The organism is Bradyrhizobium sp. CCGB12 (assembly GCF_024199845.1).
Taxonomy (GTDB): Bacteria; Pseudomonadota; Alphaproteobacteria; order Rhizobiales; family Xanthobacteraceae; genus Bradyrhizobium.
The window spans coordinates 2,461,924-2,480,810 of sequence record NZ_JANADO010000001.1; the positions used below are offsets into that span (position 1 = coordinate 2,461,924).

Annotated in this window: 20 protein-coding genes; 17 read left to right on the top strand and 3 right to left on the bottom strand. The window is 63.3% G+C overall.

Translation table 11 applies throughout. The features are described 5' to 3' along the window. Positions 1-64 precede the first annotated feature (64 nt). The 6 genes from tpiA to NLM27_RS11845 all read left to right on the top strand — a co-directional run bounded on the left by tpiA (position 65) and on the right by NLM27_RS11845 (position 5,752). Entirely contained in the window at positions 65-823 is a 759-nt protein-coding gene (gene tpiA / locus NLM27_RS11820) for a triose-phosphate isomerase (protein ID WP_254143458.1), read from the top strand. Positions 824-976: 153 nt separating this feature from the next. Continuing rightward, positions 977-1,360 carry a preprotein translocase subunit SecG gene (gene secG, locus NLM27_RS11825; RefSeq protein WP_254143459.1) on the top strand — a complete coding sequence of 128 codons (384 nt, stop codon included), beginning with the start codon at positions 977-979 and terminating at the stop codon, positions 1,358-1,360. 166 nt (positions 1,361-1,526) lie between these two features. Further along, a complete protein-coding gene (locus tag NLM27_RS11830; protein WP_254143460.1) occupies positions 1,527-3,158 on the top strand; it encodes a CTP synthase in 1,632 nt (543 codons plus the stop codon). 82 nt (positions 3,159-3,240) lie between these two features. Then, on the top strand, positions 3,241-3,567 hold the full coding sequence (locus NLM27_RS11835) for an NIPSNAP family protein (protein WP_254143461.1): 327 nt from the start codon (positions 3,241-3,243) through the stop codon (positions 3,565-3,567). A 125-nt stretch (positions 3,568-3,692) separates the two neighbouring features. Beyond that, positions 3,693-4,544 carry a 3-deoxy-8-phosphooctulonate synthase gene (kdsA, locus tag NLM27_RS11840; RefSeq protein ID WP_254143462.1) on the top strand — a complete coding sequence of 284 codons (852 nt, stop codon included), beginning with the start codon at positions 3,693-3,695 and terminating at the stop codon, positions 4,542-4,544. Further along, positions 4,544-5,752 (top strand): MFS transporter, encoded by a 1,209-nt coding sequence (locus NLM27_RS11845; protein WP_254143463.1) that lies wholly within the window; start codon positions 4,544-4,546, stop codon positions 5,750-5,752. The genes kdsA and NLM27_RS11845 overlap by 1 nt, the downstream gene beginning before the upstream one ends. Positions 5,753-5,793: 41 nt before the next feature. Here the strand turns inward: NLM27_RS11845 and NLM27_RS11850 are convergent, their stop codons facing one another. Both NLM27_RS11850 and queF read right to left on the bottom strand, forming a co-directional pair. Beyond that, a complete protein-coding gene (locus NLM27_RS11850) occupies positions 5,794-6,615 on the bottom strand; it encodes an extracellular solute-binding protein (protein ID WP_375142244.1) in 822 nt (273 codons plus the stop codon). A 14-nt stretch (positions 6,616-6,629) separates the two neighbouring features. Next, the gene (queF, locus tag NLM27_RS11855; protein ID WP_254143464.1) at positions 6,630-7,106 is read right to left on the bottom strand and encodes a preQ(1) synthase; all 477 of its coding nucleotides are present in this window, start codon (positions 7,104-7,106) and stop codon (positions 6,630-6,632) included. A 125-nt stretch (positions 7,107-7,231) separates the two neighbouring features. Between queF and eno the strand changes: the two genes are divergently transcribed. Together eno and NLM27_RS11865 are read left to right on the top strand one after the other, a co-directional pair. Beyond that, positions 7,232-8,515, top strand: coding sequence for a phosphopyruvate hydratase (gene eno / locus NLM27_RS11860; RefSeq protein ID WP_254143465.1), 1,284 nt, complete (start codon positions 7,232-7,234; stop codon positions 8,513-8,515). Positions 8,516-8,559: 44 nt separating this feature from the next. After that, entirely contained in the window at positions 8,560-9,693 is a 1,134-nt protein-coding gene (locus NLM27_RS11865) for a zinc-binding dehydrogenase (protein ID WP_254143466.1), read from the top strand. Between the two features lie 31 nt (positions 9,694-9,724). Here NLM27_RS11865 and NLM27_RS11870 read toward each other — a convergent pair whose 3' ends face one another. Then, complete coding sequence (locus tag NLM27_RS11870; protein ID WP_254143467.1) at positions 9,725-10,462, bottom strand: SDR family oxidoreductase; 738 nt, start codon at positions 10,460-10,462, stop codon at positions 9,725-9,727. A 27-nt stretch (positions 10,463-10,489) separates the two neighbouring features. Here NLM27_RS11870 and NLM27_RS11875 point away from each other — a divergent pair, with 27 nt between their 5' ends. The 9 genes from NLM27_RS11875 to NLM27_RS11915 all read left to right on the top strand — a co-directional run bounded on the left by NLM27_RS11875 (position 10,490) and on the right by NLM27_RS11915 (position 18,862). Further along, positions 10,490-11,491, top strand: coding sequence for an AraC family transcriptional regulator (locus tag NLM27_RS11875; RefSeq protein WP_375142245.1), 1,002 nt, complete (start codon positions 10,490-10,492; stop codon positions 11,489-11,491). Positions 11,492-11,636: 145 nt separating this feature from the next. Continuing rightward, a complete protein-coding gene (locus NLM27_RS11880; RefSeq protein ID WP_254143468.1) occupies positions 11,637-12,635 on the top strand; it encodes an MBL fold metallo-hydrolase in 999 nt (332 codons plus the stop codon). A gap of 183 nt (positions 12,636-12,818) precedes the next feature. Next, positions 12,819-13,370, top strand: a complete 552-nt coding sequence (locus NLM27_RS11885; RefSeq protein WP_254143469.1) for an NADPH-dependent FMN reductase — start codon at positions 12,819-12,821, stop codon at positions 13,368-13,370. A 143-nt stretch (positions 13,371-13,513) separates the two neighbouring features. After that, positions 13,514-13,831, top strand: a complete 318-nt coding sequence (locus tag NLM27_RS11890; RefSeq protein ID WP_008567889.1) for a septum formation initiator family protein — start codon at positions 13,514-13,516, stop codon at positions 13,829-13,831. Between the two features lie 254 nt (positions 13,832-14,085). Next, positions 14,086-15,408 (top strand): glycerophosphodiester phosphodiesterase family protein, encoded by a 1,323-nt coding sequence (locus tag NLM27_RS11895; protein WP_254143470.1) that lies wholly within the window; start codon positions 14,086-14,088, stop codon positions 15,406-15,408. Positions 15,409-15,663: 255 nt separating this feature from the next. Next, the gene (gene pdhA, locus NLM27_RS11900; RefSeq protein ID WP_254143471.1) at positions 15,664-16,686 is read left to right on the top strand and encodes a pyruvate dehydrogenase (acetyl-transferring) E1 component subunit alpha; all 1,023 of its coding nucleotides are present in this window, start codon (positions 15,664-15,666) and stop codon (positions 16,684-16,686) included. Positions 16,687-16,715: 29 nt separating this feature from the next. Beyond that, positions 16,716-18,101 carry a pyruvate dehydrogenase complex E1 component subunit beta gene (locus NLM27_RS11905; protein WP_254143472.1) on the top strand — a complete coding sequence of 462 codons (1,386 nt, stop codon included), beginning with the start codon at positions 16,716-16,718 and terminating at the stop codon, positions 18,099-18,101. Positions 18,102-18,104: 3 nt separating this feature from the next. Beyond that, positions 18,105-18,407, top strand: a complete 303-nt coding sequence (locus NLM27_RS11910) for a DUF5076 domain-containing protein (protein WP_092181243.1) — start codon at positions 18,105-18,107, stop codon at positions 18,405-18,407. A 2-nt stretch (positions 18,408-18,409) separates the two neighbouring features. Next, complete coding sequence (locus NLM27_RS11915) at positions 18,410-18,862, top strand: nucleoside deaminase (RefSeq protein ID WP_254143473.1); 453 nt, start codon at positions 18,410-18,412, stop codon at positions 18,860-18,862. Positions 18,863-18,887: the final 25 nt, after the last annotated feature.

Genomic DNA, 18,887 nt, shown 5'->3' on the forward strand with positions numbered 1-18,887 from the left:
AATCTGGAACTGCCGCGACAGCTCTGCTAGCGCATGCACAAACCTCATTTTGCTGGACATTGACATGACCGACGCCATCCGACCGCTGATCGCCGGCAACTGGAAGATGAATGGCCTGAAAGCCCAGGCTGCCGAATTCGACGCCATGCTCAACGGCGCGGCAGACGTCGCCGGCAAAGCGGACCTGCTGGTCTGCCCGCCCGCAACCCTGGTCGCGGCCTTTGCCGACAAGGCGCGCGGCAAGAGGGTCGCGGTGGGGGCTCAGGACTGCCATCCCAAGGCCTCCGGCGCCCATACCGGCGATGTCGCCGCCGAAATGCTGGTGGATGCGGGCGCAATCGCCATCATCGTCGGACATTCGGAGCGTCGCGCCGACCACGGCGAGGGCGACGCGCTGATCCGGCAGAAGGCCGAGGCAGCTTGGCGCGCCGGGGCCCTGGCGATCGTTTGTATCGGCGAGACGCAAGGCCAGCGCGATGCCGGCCAGACCCTGGACATCCTGCGTGGCCAGCTCGACGGCTCGCTGCCGGACGGCCCAACCGCGGCCAATCTGGTCGTGGCCTATGAGCCGGTCTGGGCGATCGGCACCGGCCTGACCCCCACGTCCCAGGATGTCGAGCAGATTCATGGCTTTATCCGCGAGTTCCTGAGTTCCCGGTTCAAAGCCGACGGTGCCAAGATGCGGATCCTCTATGGCGGCTCGGTCAAGCCCTCGAACGCGGCCGAGTTGATGGCGGTGAAAAACGTCAACGGCGCGCTGGTCGGCGGCGCCAGCCTGAAGGCGGCCGATTTCCTTGCGATCGCCAAGGGCTGTCCTAACTAAGGACTGCCCCTAGCTCATTCAAAACGTTGGTCCGAATCCGATCGGGGGGTGGCAATGCCCCTGCCGATCGTGTAACACCGCGCAACTTCAGGAAAACCCGCGAAGCGCGATCGGCCGCCGTCAGGCGCCGCCCGCTTGTGACGGAAGGACACCATGCAGACCGTTGTCATCGTCATCCACCTCATGATCGTCGCCGTCATGATCGGCGCCGTCCTGCTGCAGAAGTCGGAAGGCGGCGGCCTCGGCATGGGCGGAGGCGCGGGCTTCATGTCGAGCCGCGGCACCGCGAATCTTTTGACGCGGACCACCGCTATTTTGGCCGTCGGCTTCTTCCTGACCAGCCTGTTCCTGTCCTGGCATGCCGGCTATGACCGCAAGCCGTCGTCGCTCATCGGCCAGCCGTCGCAGACCCAGCCGGCCGGTGGCTCGCCGATCGCGCCGCCGACTTCGGGCGGCATCCTGGATTCGCTGAAGAAGGCCGACGAGCAGCAGCAGGCGCCGGCTCCGAGCGGCCCGCAGGTGCCGCGCTCGCAATAAAGCAGGGGGGCCATGCAGGGCGGTGGCTACCGTCCTGCATCAACAAGCCCCATCAAGACACTGTCATCATTATCAGTTTCGGATCACCCACAGGCCCGCAAAATCTTTGGGGCGGAATACGAATCGCTTTGGCGAATCGAATTCGAGGGATTAGAGGTTAAGTCCCATGGCGCGGTACATATTCATCACCGGCGGCGTGGTTTCTTCGCTCGGCAAGGGTTTGGCTTCGGCGGCACTCGGTGCGCTGTTGCAGGCCCGGGGCTACAAGGTCCGCCTCCGCAAGCTCGACCCCTATCTCAACCTCGATCCCGGAACGATGTCGCCGTATCAGCACGGCGAAGTGTTCGTGACCGATGACGGCGCAGAGACCGATCTCGATCTCGGTCACTACGAGCGCTTCACCGGCAGGCCTGCGACAAAGGCCGACAACATCACCACGGGGCGCATCTACCAGGACATCATTTCCAAGGAGCGCCGTGGCGATTATCTCGGCGCGACCATCCAGGTGGTTCCGCACGTCACCAACGCCATCAAGGAATTCGTCCTCAACGGCAATGACGACTACGATTTCGTGCTGGTCGAGATCGGCGGCACCGTCGGTGACATCGAGGGCCTGCCGTTCTTCGAGGCGATCCGCCAGCTCAAGAACGAGCTGCCGCGCGATCACGCCGTCTATATCCATCTGACGCTGCTGCCGTACATTCCGAGCGCCGGCGAGCTCAAGACCAAGCCGACGCAGCATTCGGTGAAGGAGCTGCGCTCGATCGGCATCCAGCCGGACATCCTGCTCTGCCGCACCGACCGCGAGATTCCGAAGGAAGAGCGGCGCAAGCTCGGGCTGTTCTGCAACGTGCGTGAAAGCGCCGTGATTGAAGCGCGTGACGTCGACAATATCTACGCTGTCCCCGAGGCCTATCACAATGCGGGCCTCGACGACGAAGTGCTCGCCGCCTTCGGCATCGGCTCGCGGATTCCGCCGGAGCTGCGGAGCTGGCAAGAGATCAACGAGCGCGTGCGCAATCCCGAAGGCAATGTCACCATCGCCATCGTCGGCAAATATACCGGCATGAAGGATGCGTATAAGTCGCTGATCGAGGCGCTGTCGCATGGCGGCATCGCCAACAAGGTGAAGGTCAACCTGGACTGGATCGAGAGCGAGATCTTCGAGAAGGAAGATCCGGCGCCATTCCTCGAGCACGTCAACGGAATTCTGGTACCCGGCGGTTTCGGCCAGCGCGGCGCGGAAGGAAAAATCAGGGCGGCGCAGTTCGCGCGTGAGCGCGACGTGCCATATTTCGGCATCTGCTTCGGCATGCAGATGGCGGTGATCGAAGCCGCGCGAAATCTCGTCGGCATCGAGGATGCCAACTCCACCGAGTTCGGCCCCACCAAGGAGCCGCTCGTCGGCCTGATGACGGAGTGGCTGCGCGGCAACGAGCTCGAGAAGCGCTCGCAGGCCGGCGATCTCGGCGGCACGATGCGGCTCGGCGCGTACCCTGCGGCACTGAACCGCGGCAGCCGCGTCTCGCAGGTCTATGGCGGCGCGACCGAAATCTCCGAGCGCCACCGCCATCGCTACGAGGTGAACACGGCCTACAAGGACCGTCTCGAACAGCACGGCTTGAAATTCTCAGGCCTGTCGCCCGACGGCGTGCTGCCTGAAATCGTCGAGTACGAGGATCACCCCTGGTTCATCGGCGTCCAGTTCCATCCTGAGCTGAAGTCGCGGCCTTTTGAGCCTCATCCTCTCTTTGCCTCCTTCATTCAGGCGGCGATGGTGCAGTCGCGGCTGGTGTAGGCGCCGGACGGCCTTTGACGCCTGCGCAAATTGTTGCGACAACTCCCTGCCGCAAGAACAACAATGCAGGGAGTGAAGTTCGATGATCTACGAAATGCGCGTCTATCGCTGTGTGCCCGGTCGGCTGGCGGCGCTCTTGAAGCGGTTCGAGACCGTCACGCTGAAGCTCTGGGAGAAGCATGGCATCAGGCAGGCCGGCTTCTTCACGACGCTGATCGGTGAATCCAACCAGGAGCTGACCTATTTCCTGGCCTGGGACTCGCTCGCCGAGCGCGAGAAGAAGTGGGCCGCGTTCATGACCGATCCGGACTGGATGGAAGCGCGGGCCAAGTCGGAGGCTGACGGCCAGATCGTCGGCAACATCGTCAGCCAGCTCCTGACGCCGACCGCCTTTTCCTCGGTGAAGTAGGGGCTGCCGGCGCAAGGCCGCCGCAGAGCTCCCCGGCGCAACCCTGATATTCTGATGGCCCGGGCCGAATAGGGTTGATCCGACCCTGATGGCGGCTATGGTCGCGCGGAAACGAGGGATTGGCCTTGAGCTCTTCGACGTCAGCGGCGCCGGTCGTCACCATTGGCACGGTCAAATTCGGCAATGACCTGCCGATTTCGATCATTGCCGGGCCGTGCCAGCTCGAGAGCCGTCAGCATGCGCTGGAGGTCGCCTCCGCGCTGAAGGAGATCGCCGCGCGGCTGAAGATCGGCCTTGTCTACAAGACCTCGTTCGACAAGGCCAACCGCACCAGCGCATCCGCTGCGCGCGGGCTGGGCCTTGAGCAATCGCTGCCGATCTTCGCGGAGATTCGATCCTCGCTAGGCTTGCCGGTGCTGACCGACGTGCACGACGCCGCGCAATGCGCCGATGTCGCGCAGGCTGTCGATATCCTGCAGATCCCGGCCTTCCTGTGCCGGCAAACCGATCTCCTTCTTGCTGCGGCTGCGACCGGCAAGATCGTCAATGTCAAGAAGGGCCAGTTCCTGGCGCCCTGGGACATGGCGAATGTGGTGACCAAGATCACCAGCGCGAACAATCCCAATGTGCTCGTCACCGAGCGCGGCGCCTCCTTCGGCTACAACACGCTGGTCTCCGACATGCGCGCGCTGCCGATCCTGGCGCGCACCACCGGCGCGCCCGTGATCTTCGACGCCACCCATTCGGTGCAGCAGCCCGGCGGGAAGGGGACCTCGTCGGGCGGTGAGCGCGAATTCGTGCCGGTGCTGGCGCGCGCCGCCGTCGCGGTCGGCGTTGCCGGCGTTTTCGTCGAGACCCATCCCGACCCCGACCGCGCGCCGTCCGACGGGCCCAACATGGTGCCGCTGCGTGAGTTCGAAGGGCTGATCCGAAGGCTGATGGCGTTTGACGCGGTGACGAAAAGCACAACGCGCTGATGTCCCAGCCTGTGACCGGGGCGCCCTCCGACCGGACGTTTCCGCCCGCGATCAACATCATCGCGCTCGCGAGCTTCTCGGCGGCGTTGTCCACGCGCGCGCTCGATCCGGTCCTGCCGCACGTCGCTGAGGATTTTTCGATCAGCATCACGACGGCCGCCAGCATTGCGGCCGGCTATGCCTTGATCTACGCGCTGGTTCAGCCCGTGATCGGAGCTGCTGCGGATTTGTTCGGCAAGGCGCGCTTGATGACGCTGTGCCTGGCGCTGCTCGGCGCTTCCTGCATTCTCGGCGCGGTCGCGACCACCTTCTCGGGTCTATTCGCAAGCCGTATCCTGGCCGGCATCGCATCAGGCGGCGTGTTTCCGGTTGCCCTCGGCCTGACCGCCGACCTCGTTGCACCTGCCAAGCGACAGGTCGCAATCGGCCGCACGCTGGCGGGGTCGATGACCGGCAACCTGCTCGGCGCGACTGCCTCCGGCATCATCGGCGAGTTCATCGGCTGGCGCGGAGTGCTCATGATCCTCGGCACGCTCGGCCTGATCGCGGCCGTGGCGGTGGCAGCAGGTTTTCGCGGTGCTGCGCTGACGGCCGCGCCCAAGTCCGATCTGAAGGCCCTGCGGCAGGGCTATCGGACCATCTTCGCCAACCCCAACACGCGCTACTGCTACTCGGCCGTGTTCGTCGAGGGCTGCTGTGTCTTCGGCCTGTTTCCCTTCATCGCCGCGCTGCTGTTCGATCTCGGCGAGAAGTCGCCGTCGATCGCGGGCGTGGTGATTGCAGGTTTTGCGATCGGCGGGCTGTTCTACACTTTCACGGTGTCCCGCCTACTGCCGCGGCTCGGCGTCAAGGGCATGATGATCGCAGGTGCATGCCTCGTGGGGCTGCAGCTCAGCGTGATGGCTTTCGGTCCCGGCTGGAAGCTGCAATTCGTCAGCATGCTGGCGATGGGCTGGGGCTTCTACATGATCCATGGCTGCTTGCAGGTCTTCGCCAGCGAGCTGTCGATCGGAGCGCGGGCGACCGCAATGTCGCTGCATTCGTTCTTCTTCTTCATGGGGCAGACGGTTGGCCCGATCGCTTACGGTCTTGGTCTCCAGCACGGCGGCAAGGTGCCGACGCTGCTCGCGAGCGGGGCGATCATGGTGGTGCTGGGCCTCGTCTGCGCGAAGCTGCTCAAGCCGCGCGTGCCGGCGGATGCGCGCTGACGTCGACCGCCTGGCCCACGTGTCGACCAAATGCGACCTGGCTAATTTGCCCCAGCAGCCGGGATCGGCTCCATGCCGCTTGACATGATCGCCTCGCGCGCGGCCGGGGACGCCAGGAACTTGATCAACGCACGACCTGCCTCGGGTTCCTTCGAGCCGGTCGCAATCCCGGCCGAGAAGATCGTGATCTTCTGCAATTCGGCCGGGAGCGGTCCGATGATATCGATGCCCTTGACGGGCTTCAGCTCGCTGATCTGCTGGAAGCCAAGCTCGGCCTCGCCGTGCGCGACGATCTCGCCGACCGGCGTCGCCGGAATCTTGCGCGCCTTGTCCTTCATGACATCGGCAATGCCGAGCTTGTCGAACATCTCGGTCGAGACGTAGACGCCGCTGGCGCTGTCGGAATAGGCGATTGTTTTTGCGGCCAGCAGCGCGCGCTTGACTGCCTCCACGGAGCTGATGTCCGGCTTCGGTGCACCCGACTTTACGGCGATGCCGATCGGCGACTTGGTCAAATCGACTTGACTGCCGGCAACGACCTTGCCCTTGCTCGTGAGGTCGGCGAGGGCGTAGCCCACCATGATCAGGACATCGGCCGGCTCACCGCGCTCGAGCCGCACCGGGATTGCATTCGCGGTCGTTCCCATCGACGGCCCATATTCCGTCAGCACCTTGTTGCCGGTGGCCTTCTCGAATTCCGGCACGAGCGCCTTGTAGGCCGCCGTCAATCCGCCCGAAATCATCACCCGCACCTCGGCAGCGTCGGACGCGCCGGTGAGCCAGAGGACGCCGAGAAAGCCCAAGGCAAGGTTCAAGGCAAGTTTCAGGGCGAGGTTACGGGATATTGCTGACATCGATTTCATTGCGTTCGCCTTCTCTAACCCCGCCCGCGATAGGGCGCGACGCCCTGCTCGGGCACCCACAGACCTTTCGGCACGCGTCCGGTCTGCCAGAACACGTCGATCGGGATGCCGCCGCGCGGATACCAATAGCCGCCGATGCGCAGCCATTTCGGCTTGATTTCGGAGGCGATGCGCTGGCCGATCATCACGGTGCAATCCTCGTGGAAGGCGCCGTGATTGCGGAAGCTCGCGATGTAGAGTTTTAGCGATTTCGACTCCAGCAGCCACGCCCCCGGCGCGTAGTCGATCATCAGATGCGCAAAATCCGGCTGGCCCGTCACCGGGCAAAGCGAGGTGAATTCCGGCACCGTGAAGCGCACGAGGTAGTCGGTGCCTGCTTGCGGATTGGGCACGCGGTCGAGCTTGGCCTTTTCGGGTGCATCCGGCCATTCCACGGCGCGGCCAAGTTGCAGGGCAGGGGAGTTGTTCGATTTGCTGGGCTTTTTGGACATCGGGCCGCCTCCGTGCGGCCCTCTTAGCCAATCATCGGGCGGCCGTCACCCGGCCTTTTCCGCGTCGATGCATTGCGGTAGAAGCACCGCCAACTGCCCCCTTTGTTTCTCGAAATGAGGCTCTCATGACCGCCATCATCGACATCATCGGCCGCGAAATCCTGGACAGCCGGGGTAACCCCACCGTCGAGGTCGATGTCGTGCTGGAAGACGGTGCACTCGGCCGTGCCGCGGTGCCGTCGGGCGCCTCGACCGGCGCCCATGAGGCTGTGGAACTGCGCGACGGCGACAAGGCGCGCTATCTCGGCAAGGGCGTCACCAAGGCGGTCGGCGCCGTCAACGGAGAAATCTTCGAGGCCCTCAGCGGGCTCGATGTCGAGCAGCAGGCCCAGATCGACCAGATCATGATCGACCTCGACGGCACGCCGAACAAGAGCCGGCTCGGCGCCAACGCCATCCTCGGCGTCTCGCTCGCCTGCGCCAAGGCGGCCGCGAACTCGCTCGACATGCCGCTCTACCGTTACGTCGGCGGTACCTCGGCGCGGCTGTTGCCGGTGCCGATGATGAACATCATCAACGGCGGCGTGCATGCCGACAACCCGATCGACTTCCAGGAATTCATGATCCTGCCCGTCGGCGCGTCGTCCTTCGCCGAGGGCCTGCGCTATGGCGCCGAGGTCTTCCATACGCTGAAATCCGAGCTCAAGAAGGCCGGCCACAACACCAATGTCGGCGACGAGGGCGGCTTTGCCCCGAACCTGCCGTCGGCCGACACCGCGCTCGACTTCGTCATGAACGCCATCGGCAAGGCCGGCTACAAGGCTGGCGCCGACATCGTGATCGGCCTCGACTGCGCCTCGACCGAGTTCTTCAAGGACGGCAAGTATGTCTATGAAGGCGAGGGCAAGACCCGCTCGATCTCCGAGCAGGCAAAATACCTTGCCGACCTCGTCTCGCGCTATCCGATCGTCACCATCGAGGATGGCATGTCGGAAGACGACATGGACGGCTGGAAGGAGCTCACCGACCTCATCGGCAAGAAGTGCCAGCTCGTTGGCGACGATCTCTTCGTCACCAATGTCAAGCGCCTCGCCGAAGGCATCAAGGCCGGCCGGGCCAACTCGATCCTGATCAAGGTCAACCAGATCGGCACGCTGACCGAGACGCTCGCCGCCGTCGAGATGGCGCACAAGGCGGGCTACACCTCCGTCATGTCGCACCGCTCGGGCGAGACCGAAGATTCCACCATCGCCGACCTCGCGGTCGCCACCAATTGCGGTCAGATCAAGACGGGCTCCCTTGCGCGGTCCGATCGCACCGCCAAATACAATCAGCTCCTGCGCATCGAGCAGCAGCTCGGCAAGCAGGCGCTCTATGGCGGCAAGGCGGCACTGAAGGCGCTGGCATAAGCCGGCGCTTCGACCCGCGAAAAGAAGGACAGGGGAGGATCGATATGAGCGACGGCAAGACCGGCCTGCAACTGCGTTCGCTGCTGAAGAAGAGCGGCGAGCTGGAGATATCTCTCGTCGATCTCCCAACGCCGGAGCCTGCTGACGATGAGGTCGTGGTCCGCGTCGAAGCCTCCCCGATCAATCCCTCGGATCTCGGACTTCTGATCGGGGCCGCCGACATGTCGGCGGCGAAGGCCTCCGGCACGAAGGAGATGCCGGTCATCACCGCCAAAATGCCGGAGGGCGCGATGCGGATGATGGCGGCCAGGTTCGATCAGTCATTGCCGGTCGGCAACGAGGGCGCCGGCACGGTGATCGGGACCGGCTCGTCGGACGCGGCGAAAGCGCTGATGGGCAAGACGGTGTCGATGATCGGCGGCGCGATGTACACCCAGTATCGCGTGCTGAAGGTCCGCGACGTCATGGAGCTGCCGGCAGGCACCACGGCTGCCGACGGTGCGTCATGGTTCGTCAATCCGCTGACCGCGCTCGGCATGACCGAGACGATGCGGCGGGAAAACCACAAGGCGCTCGTGCACACGGCGGCCGCCTCCAATCTCGGCCAGATGCTCAACAAGATCTGCATCAAGGACGGGATCGGTCTCGTCAACATCGTCAGGAGCAAGGAACAGGCCGACATCCTGCACAAGATCGGCGCCAAGCATGTCGTCGATTCCAGCGCGGCGAGCTTCATGGACGACCTCACCAACGCGCTGGTCGAGACCGGCGCCACGATTGCCTTCGACGCCATCGGCGGCGGCAAGCTGGCGAGCCAGGTTCTGACCGCTATGGAAGTTGCGGCCAACAAGACCGCGAAGGAATACAGCCGCTACGGCTCCAACGTGTACAAGCAGGTCTACATCTATGGCAGCCTCGACACGCGCCCGACCGAGCTGAACCGCTCATTCGGTCTGAGCTGGGGCGTCGGCGGCTGGCTGCTCACGCCGTTCCTCCAGAAGATCGGCCCGGCCGAGATCGGCCGCCTGCGCCAGCGCGTTGCGTCCGAGCTCAAGACCACCTTCGTCAGCCACTACACCAAGGTCGTCTCGCTTTCCGAAGCGCTCGATCCCGCTAACATCGCGGTGTATGCCAAACGGGCCACCGGCGAAAAATTCCTCATCAACCCAAATAAATAATCGTGATGTGCGACGGCACGTCACACGGAGTTTATGTCTGGGCAGTCGGGCGAATGACGACCTCACCGACGTCCACACTGTCTGGCTGAGCGATTGCGAAGGCGATAGCTTCCGCGACGGCGCTCGCCGGAATGGCCAGCGCCTTCATGCTCGCTTGCCCTTGCTGGCGTAACGCCACATCCGTCATCGAGGATGGCAACTCGGTGTCGACATATCCGGGCGAGATGGTCGTCACCCGAAGCGACGGACCAGCCTCCTGACGAAGCCCTTCGGAAATCGCCCTGATGGCATTCTTCGATCCCGCGTAGACGGCCATTGTCGGAACGATCTTGATGCCGGCGGTCGATAGCGTGTTGACGAAATGCCCGAAGCCCTGACGGCGGAAGACGGGCAGGGCCGCCGCGATTCCGTAGAGCGCGCCTTTCACGTTCACGTCGATCATGTCGTCCCAGTCATCGACCCTCAGATCGTCTAGAAAGGAAATCGGGGCAATCCCCGCGTTGTTGATCAGGACGTCCAGCTTCCCGTATCGGTCCATTGCGAGCTGGACCAGGTTGGCGACGTCATCGCGCCGCCTGACGTCGGTGACGAGATACGACGCCTTTCCGCCCCTGGACGCGATGCTCGCGGCCAGCATCTCCAGCCTGTCGGAGCGCCTCGCGCCGAGGATCACGACAGAGCCCCGATCTGCGAGATGCCTAGCGGTGGCCTCGCCAATTCCGCTGCTGGCGCCTGTAATCGCGACCACCTTGCCTGCGATACCTATCATGGCTGTTCCATCCAGTTTCGTGGTGGGATGAACTTCGCATCGGGATCGGGGATGATCTATGCTCGAAGTGCTCTGAAATCGTCGAGATCGGATCAAGCCCTGGATCTAGCGCCGGACAAAACCTTGGACCCTCTGTCCCAGGTCTTCTCGCTTTTGGACGTTCGCGCAGCGCGTTGCACGAGGTTCGAGGCCGGCGGCAATTGGTCGTATCGGTTCCCGGCAAAACCTGCCCTGAAATTCGGTGCGGTCATCCGTGGCGATTGCTGGATCGACTTCGGCGACGAGGCCCATCACCGACTTGCCACCGGCGACTGTTTTCTTCTGGCGAATGCACCAGCCTATGTTCTCGCCAATGACGAGGACATGGCTCCCGAAGACGGGATAACGACGTTCGATTGGGCGCGGTCGGATGTCGCGCGTCACGAAGGCAGCGATACCGTTCTGCTTGCCGGCAGTTTTGATTTTAAAGCGTCAGACGCCGAATTGCTGCTCGATTCACTCCCTCGCTTCTTGCTCATACCGGCGCGCAGACCGTCGGCATCCGTCATGCAATCCACCTTGCAGATTCTCGACCTTGAAATCAGAGGGACGGGAATCGGAGCGGCCGTTCTCACCGACAGGCTTGCCGACGTCCTCCTCGTCCAGGTGCTCCGCGCGGCGCTGGACCAAAGCGCCGGCGAAGGCTTCGGATGGATCAGCGCACTGGTCGACGCCAGGATCGGCAAGGCAATCAGGCTGATGCACGAGGACATCGCTCACCCCTGGACGCTGGACGCATTGGCCAACGCGGTTGCCATGTCGCGATCCGCATTTTCAAAGCGGTTCAGGTCGCTGGTGAGGCGGGCGCCGCTCGACTACCTCCTTCGATGGCGAATGCGGCTTGCATGCGAGCAGTTGCGACGTGGGGCGACCGTTTCGGCAACCGCCGCACAGGTGGGATATTCGTCGGAGAGCGCTTTCGGGCATGCCTTCAAACGAGTCTACGGCCACCCGCCGAAGCGGTACTGGCGCAGACGTGCCGCTGGCTAAAAATTCCCTATCGCCCCGAACAAATAATCGTGGTGTGCGACGGCACGTCACCGAAAGAAGGTCTTGCCTTCTGAGCGAAGCCGGGGATTATTCCGCCGCCGTTGAAAGCGGAAAATCCGCAGGGCGCTCAGAAGGGGACCTCTCCATGACTGATTTGAACCGCCGCCACTTGCTTGCAGGCGCTGCCACCATCGGCGCGGCTGCCGTTACCGGCCTTCGGCCAACCGCCGCCAATGCCTCAGTGCCACCGACCGGGACGCAGGCGCCGGGCTTCTACCGCTACAAGGTCGGCAGTTACGAGTGCACGTCGATCAACGACGGCGCGCGCACCTTTCCGATGCCGGAGAAGTTCGTCGTCAACATACCCAAGGAGGAATCCCTGGCTGCGGGTGAGGCGGCCTACATGCCGAAGGGCATGGTCACAGTGCCGTTCAATCCGCAGCTCATCAACACCGGCTCCAAGCTCGTGCTGATCGATACTGGCAACGGAGTCGCCAATCTGGAGCCGAGCAAGGGCGCCGTCGGCCGCACCCTGCAAAACCTTGCCGCAGCTGGCGTCGATCCGAAGAACATCGACGTCGTGCTGCTGTCGCATTTGCACCCCGACCACACCAACGGCATCCGCCTTGCCGACGGCGCGCTCGCTTTCCCGAACGCGGAGCTCATGGTGCCGGGCAAGGACTGGGAGTTCTGGACCAGCGAGGACAACGCCGCCAAGGCCGAGTCCAATCCGATGATGAAGAACTATTTCGCCAACGTGAAGAAGACCTTCGCGGGCCTTGAGTCCAAGGTCACCAAGTACGACTGGGGCAAGGAGGTCGCGCCCGGCATCACCTCCATTGCGACGCCGGGCCATACCCCCGGCCACACTTCGTTCGCGGTCGCATCGGGCGATGCCAAGGTGCTGATCCAGTCTGACGTCACCAACATTCCGGAATTCTTCCTGCGCAACCCGGATTGGCATGTCATGTACGACGCCGATGCTGCGCTGGCGCAGACGACGCGTCACAAATTCTACGACATGGCGGCGGCCGAGAAGGCGACCGTGATCGGCTTCCACTTCACCTTCCCCTCGGTCGGTCATGTCGAGAAGGACGGTGCCAAATATCGCCTGGTCCCGTCGGCGTGGAATCCGACGATCTGATCGAGCTGGACCGTTTGCGTAAAAGATCGGGCCGCCGCTTGGCGGCCCTATTGATTTGGGCGACCATCTGCTTTCGCGAAACGCAGCGTTTCCAAATCAGTCCGGTTCATGCACTTGCATCCAATGGTCCGGATCGCTTAAGTGCCGCCCCGGCACTCCCGCTCAAGCCCTCAAGGATACCCCATGGCCTACAACATCGTCGTGATCGCCGGCAGCCTGCGCAAGGACAGCTTCTCGCTCAAGATCGCCAATGCGCTCGCAAAACTCGCGCCTGGCTCGCTCAAGCTCGAGGTCGTCACGCTGGCGGGCATCTCGTTCTTCAACCAGGACCTCGAGGGCGCGCCGCCCGCGGACTGGCTGGCCTTCCGCGAGAAGCTTCAGAAGTCGGATGGCGTCATTTTCGTCACGCCCGAATATAACCGCGCGATCCCGGGTGTGCTGAAGAACGCCATCGACGTCGCCTCGCGGCCCTATGGCAAGAGCTCGTTCAACGGCAAGCCGGTCGGCATTATCTCGAACTCGCCGGGCCCGCTCGGGGGCGTCAGCGCCGCCAAGACGCTCCAGAACATCCTGCCGGGCATTGCCGGCCCGATCATGCAGCAGCCCGAGACCTATCTGAACGCCGTCGGTGACGCCTTCGATGCTGACGGCAACCTGACCAAGGAGTCGCTGAAGCCCGTGCTCCAGGCCTATGTCGACGCGTTCGCCGCGCACGTCGCAAAGCACCACGGCTGAGGCGAACGGCCTACCACCAAGCTTCGTCCTCATAGGAAGAAATCAATTGGGTGTCATTCCGGGGTCGGTGCTGCGCATCGCCCCGGAATGACAGCTTATCCAAAATTAGCGCTCCCTTAACCAACCTGTCCCATCTTCCAAGGATGGTATCCCGCGCGCGCCTGAAATCGATCCTGACCGGTCTTGCCCTCTATGCGATGGCAGCTGCCATCGTTGGCTATTTCGGCGTCAACGCCTATACCGGCAAATACGGCCTCAACGCCCGCCAGGAACTGGATCAGGAGATCATCGCGCTGACCAGTGAGCTGGCACAGCTCAAGCGCGAGCGCGCCCGGAGCGAGCAGCGTGTCTCGTTGCTGCGCACGTCCAGGATCGATCCTGACATGCTGGACGAGCGGGCGCGCTACCAGCTCGACTACGTCAACCCGCATGATCTCGTTCGGATGATCCCGGCGAAATAGCGTTTTCGCTGAATTCGAAAGCGTTTTCGAAAGTGGCCGTCGATGGATCGCCATCCCGGCCTGGGGCGGCGCAACCCCGCGCCGCCCGTTCCGCCGTCATCCGTCTGTCAGAGTCTTGAGACAAGACGACAGCGCCGACCGTATCCGGTTCGGCGCCTGTGGCATTCGCAGCGATGCCGCGCGGAAACGGAGGCTTGGTGATGCGAAACGGTCGTTCAAGACGGGCAATAAGTGTTGCAGCGATGCTGCTCGGCGTGGCTGTGATTCCGCTGTCGATGGCCTTCGCGCAGTCCGCGGTGCCATCGGGCGCCAAGCATTTCCTGACCGTTGATGGAAAGGCGCCACTGATCCTCGGGCATCGCGGCCTGCCGGGGCTGGTCGCTGAAGAGACCGAGGCATCATATGAACTCGCCGCGGCGCTGGGGACCGATGCGCTCGAAGAGGACCTGCACCTGACCAAGGATTGCGTTCTGGTGGTGCGTCACAACCCCTGGCTGAGCGACAATACCAACGTGGCCGAGGTGGCGAAGACCAATGCCGCTGTTGCCGCCCGCAAGCGCACGGTGCCCGGTGTGCGCGTCAAGGCTCCGTCCGCCGCCGGCGTACCTGCCGACTACCTCACGGATCTCACCGATCCGTCCGATCCCAAATCGGTGCTGAAATCGCTGATCGTCGACGGCGAAGACCATACCAATGATTGGTCGATCACCGATTTCACCATGGCCGAACTGAAGCAATGGATCGCCGGCACCACGTATGACGCGGCCAACGAAAGGCCGAAGGTCTTCAACGGCAAGTTCCCGGTCATCAGCTTCCAGGACGTCATCGACATCGCCAAGGCCAAATCCAGCGAGACCGGGCGCACGGTCTTGGTCTATCCGGAAACCAAGAACCCGACCTGGAACAATGCCCAGGCGATTGCCAATGGCTGCGGTGCGCCCGGCAGCCACCCGCTCGAGGATGCCCTGATCAAGATCATCAAGGACAATGGCCTCAACACGAAGGAGGCTCCCATCCTCGTTCAGAGCTTCGAGCCAGGCAGCCTGAAATATATGCGCAGCCATGGCCTTCAGACGCGGCAGGTCCAACTCATCGACGGTAACGGTATCGACTTCAGGAACGGCAAGGTCCTGCTCGACAACATCACCAATTCCCGTCCGTTCGACTGGACGGTTTCAGGCGACGCGCGCTTGTATGATGCGATGCTGACGTCCGAAGGCCTTAACGACATCAAGACCTATGCCGACGGCATCGGTCCGTGGAAGGCGTATATCGTCCCGCTCAAGATCACGCCGTGGAAGGACAGCAATGCCGACGGCACGCCCTACAAGGGATCCACGTCGGAGGCCACGACGCAGGATGCAACCAGCCTTGTCAGCGATGCGCACAAGCTCGGCCTGTTCGTGCATGTCTTCACGTTCCGGAACGAGAAGAAGTATCTGGCTGCCGACTATCGCGGCGATCCCAGCCTTGAATATCTCAAATTCTTCCGCCTCGGTGTCGATGGGGTCTTCACCGACTTCACGCATACCGGCGTTGCCGCCCGCGCAGCATATTTGCGAGAGCTGGGCTGGTGAGGCGCGGCTACGAATCGGACACGCGGGGGATCTCAGACCCTCCGATAGACATGTCCGAATTTGCTTGCGCCGGTTGCCTGCACCCCCGTCGTTGGCGGGGAGCTAATGTTGCCCAATCAAGCCCAAAGGTTTTGCAAAGTTTCGGCCACGTTGCAGTGCGGCATAATGAAAGTCGTGCCATGCCGCCGCGGTGCTTTCCAAGGGCGTTTGACTTGGGTTAGAGAGGGCTGAAGTTTTCTCTGACCCGGAATTCCCATGGCCGCACCCAAGAAAGCCGCCGCAAGCACTGCACAGGACAAGACCAACGGCGGTTCGCCCCCGGAATTCACCAAGGAGCAGGAGCTCAAGGCGCTCCGCGACATGCTCCTGATCCGGCGGTTCGAGGAAAAGGCCGGTCAGCTCTACGGCATGGGCGCGATCGGCGGCTTCTGCCACCTCTATATCGGCCAGGAGGCCGTGGTGGTTGGCATGCAGATGGCGCTGAAGCTGGGCGATCAGGTCATCACCGGTTATCGCGATCACGGCCACATGCTTGCCACCGGCATGGAAGCCAACGGCGTCATGGCCGAGCTCACGGGGCGCCGCGGCGGTTATTCCAAGGGCAAGGGCGGCTCCATGCACATGTTCAGCAAGGAGAAGCACTTTTACGGCGGTCACGGCATCGTCGGTGCCCAGGTCTCGCTCGGCACCGGGCTTGCCTTCGCCAATCACTATCGCGGCAACGACAATGTCAGCGTCACCTATTTCGGCGATGGCGCGGCCAACCAGGGCCAGGTCTATGAGAGCTTCAACATGGCGGAGCTCTGGAAGCTGCCGGTGATCTACGTCATCGAGAACAACCGCTACGCCATGGGCACCTCGGTGTCGCGTGCCTCGGCGCAGCAGGATTTCTCCAAGCGCGGTGCGTCCTTCAACATTCCCGGCATGCAGGTCGATGGCATGGACGTGCGCGCCGTGAAGGCCGCGGGCGAGGAGGCGGCGGCCTGGTGCCGCGCCGGCAAGGGCCCCTATATCCTGGAGATGCAGACCTACCGCTATCGCGGCCACTCGATGTCCGACCCCGCAAAGTACAGAACGCGCGAGGAGGTCGAGAAGGTTCGTCACGACCAGGACCCGATCGAGCAGGTGCGCAACCGCCTGCTGGCGGCCAAGGTCAGCGAGGCCGATCTCAAGGCGATCGACGCCGAGGTGCGCGAGATCGTCAACGCGTCTGCCGATTTCGCCCAGCAAGATCCCGAGCCGGATGCCGCCGAGCTCTGGACCGACGTTTACCGCTGAACGCGCGCAAGCTTTCTTTTGGAGTCGATATGCCAATTCAAGTGCTGATGCCCGCGTTGTCGCCCACGATGGAGAAGGGCAACCTCGCCAAATGGCTGAAAAAAGAGGGTGAGACGATCAAGTCGGGCGACGTCATCGCCGAGATCGAGACCGACAAGGCGACCATGGAGGTCGAGGCGACCGACGAGGGCACGCTCGGCAAGATCCTGATCCCCGAGGGCACCGCCGACGTCGCGGTGAACACGCCGATCGCGACAATCCTCGCCGACGGCGAGAGCGCCGCCGACCTGGCCAAGACGCCGGCGCCCGCCCAGAAGGCTGCGGAATCCGCGCCGCCTGCCGCCGCAAAGGCCGAGGCGCCTGCGCCGAAGGCTGCACCGTCCGCGCCGCAGGCTGTCACTGAACCTGATCCGGAAGTGCCGGCCGGCACCGAGATGGTGACGCAGACCATCCGTGAAGCCCTGCGCGATGCCATGGCCGAGGAAATGCGCCGCGACGCCGATGTCTTCGTGATGGGCGAGGAGGTCGCCGAATATCAGGGCGCCTACAAGGTGACCCAGGGACTCCTGCAGGAATTCGGCGCCAGGCGCGTCATCGACACGCCGATCACCGAGCACGGCTTTGCCGGCATCGGCGTCGGTGCCGCGATGACCGGCCTGAAACCGATCGTCGAATTCATGACCTTCAACTTCGCCATGCAGGCGATTGACCAGATCATCAATTCCGCGGCCAAGACGCTCTATATGTCCGGCGGACAGATGGGTTGCTCGATCGTGTTCCGCGGGCCCAACGGTGCCGCCGCCCGCGTCGCCGCCCAGCACAGCCAGGACTACTCGTCCTGGTATTCGAACGTCCCGGGCCTCAAGGTCGTCGCGCCGTTCTCGGCCGCCGATTACAAAGGTCTGCTCAAGGCCGCGATCCGCGATCCCAACCCGGTGATCTTCCTCGAGAACGAGGTGCTGTACGGGCACACCGGCGAAGTGCCGAAGCTCGATGACTTCGTGATCCCGATCGGCAAGGCGCGCATCGTGCGCGCAGGGAGCCACGTCACCATCATCTCCTGGTCGAACGGGATGACCTATGCGCTGAAGGCGGCCGACGAACTCGCCAAGGACGGCATCGAGGCCGAGGTGATCGACCTGCGCACGTTGCGTCCGATGGACACCGAAACCATCGTCAACTCGGTCAAGAAGACCGGGCGCGCCGTCACGGTGGAGGAGGGCTGGGCGCAGAGCGGCGTCGGCGCCGAGATCGCCGCGCGCATCATGGAGAATGCCTTCGATTATCTCGATGCGCCTGTTGCGCGCGTCTCCGGCAAGGATGTGCCGATGCCCTATGCCGCGAACCTGGAGAAGCTCGCGCTGCCTTCGGCGGCGGAAGTCGTCGAGGCCGCCAAAGCCGTCTGCTACAGGTAGACCATGGCGGGCCCGAAGGAGCAGCCTCTGCCGCCCGACGTCATGACCCGCGAGGACGCGGTCGAGATCCTGCGCGTGTTCGTGCTGGATGGCGGGCTGTCGATGGCGTTTCAGCGCGCCTTCGAGGAGCCCGACATGTGGGGCCTGCTGCTCGTCGATCTCGCCCGCCATGCCGCACGCGCCTATGCGCGCGAGAGCGAATATACCGAGGAGGACGCCCTCAACCGGATACTGGAGATGTTCCAGGCCGAGATCGAGCGTCCCACGGACACCGGCACCACGACGCCGCGCGGCAAGGGACACTGACCGTGGCGATCGAGTCCCATCATTTCGATCTCATGCTGGAGGCGATCCGCGAGGCGGAAGCCTCGATCGTGCAAGGCGGGCTGCCGATCGGCGCCGTGCTGACGCGCGGTGGCAAGATCATCGCCCGCGGCCATAACAACCGCGTGCAGGAGAACAACGTGATCCTGCACGGCGAGATGAGCTGCCTGCGCGAGGCCGGCGTGATCTCGTTCCACGACACCGTCATGTACACCACGCTGTCGCCATGCTCGATGTGCGCCGGCGCGCTCGCTTTGTTCAAGGTCCAGCTCGTGGTGATCGGAGAATCCGTCACCTTCGAGGGCTCCAAGGACATCCTCGACAAGTTCGGTATCCCCTGGATCGATCTTGCCGACGACCGCTCCATCAGCATGATGAAGACGTGGCGTTCCAATCCCGCCAATGAGCGCCTGTGGCAGGGCGACATCGGCAACTAAACCTGGTCTGTTCGTCTTTGATTTC

Excerpts from the sequence above, each read along its gene's own strand:
- tpiA (WP_254143458.1), top strand. The coding sequence starts at position 65 with ATGACCGACGCCATCCGACCGCTGATCGCCGGCAACTGGAAGATGAAT.
- secG (WP_254143459.1), top strand. The coding sequence starts at position 977 with ATGCAGACCGTTGTCATCGTCATCCACCTCATGATCGTCGCCGTCATG.
- NLM27_RS11830 (WP_254143460.1), top strand. The coding sequence starts at position 1,527 with ATGGCGCGGTACATATTCATCACCGGCGGCGTGGTTTCTTCGCTCGGC.
- NLM27_RS11835 (WP_254143461.1), top strand. The coding sequence starts at position 3,241 with ATGATCTACGAAATGCGCGTCTATCGCTGTGTGCCCGGTCGGCTGGCG.
- NLM27_RS11845 (WP_254143463.1), top strand. The coding sequence starts at position 4,544 with ATGTCCCAGCCTGTGACCGGGGCGCCCTCCGACCGGACGTTTCCGCCC.
- NLM27_RS11850 (WP_375142244.1), bottom strand. The coding sequence starts at position 6,615 with ATGAAATCGATGTCAGCAATATCCCGTAACCTCGCCCTGAAACTTGCC.
- queF (WP_254143464.1), bottom strand. The coding sequence starts at position 7,106 with ATGTCCAAAAAGCCCAGCAAATCGAACAACTCCCCTGCCCTGCAACTT.
- eno (WP_254143465.1), top strand. The coding sequence starts at position 7,232 with ATGACCGCCATCATCGACATCATCGGCCGCGAAATCCTGGACAGCCGG.
- NLM27_RS11865 (WP_254143466.1), top strand. The coding sequence starts at position 8,560 with ATGAGCGACGGCAAGACCGGCCTGCAACTGCGTTCGCTGCTGAAGAAG.
- NLM27_RS11870 (WP_254143467.1), bottom strand. The coding sequence starts at position 10,462 with ATGATAGGTATCGCAGGCAAGGTGGTCGCGATTACAGGCGCCAGCAGC.
- NLM27_RS11875 (WP_375142245.1), top strand. The coding sequence starts at position 10,490 with ATGAACTTCGCATCGGGATCGGGGATGATCTATGCTCGAAGTGCTCTG.
- NLM27_RS11880 (WP_254143468.1), top strand. The coding sequence starts at position 11,637 with ATGACTGATTTGAACCGCCGCCACTTGCTTGCAGGCGCTGCCACCATC.
- NLM27_RS11885 (WP_254143469.1), top strand. The coding sequence starts at position 12,819 with ATGGCCTACAACATCGTCGTGATCGCCGGCAGCCTGCGCAAGGACAGC.
- NLM27_RS11890 (WP_008567889.1), top strand. The coding sequence starts at position 13,514 with ATGGTATCCCGCGCGCGCCTGAAATCGATCCTGACCGGTCTTGCCCTC.
- pdhA (WP_254143471.1), top strand. The coding sequence starts at position 15,664 with ATGGCCGCACCCAAGAAAGCCGCCGCAAGCACTGCACAGGACAAGACC.
- NLM27_RS11905 (WP_254143472.1), top strand. The coding sequence starts at position 16,716 with ATGCCAATTCAAGTGCTGATGCCCGCGTTGTCGCCCACGATGGAGAAG.
- NLM27_RS11910 (WP_092181243.1), top strand. The coding sequence starts at position 18,105 with ATGGCGGGCCCGAAGGAGCAGCCTCTGCCGCCCGACGTCATGACCCGC.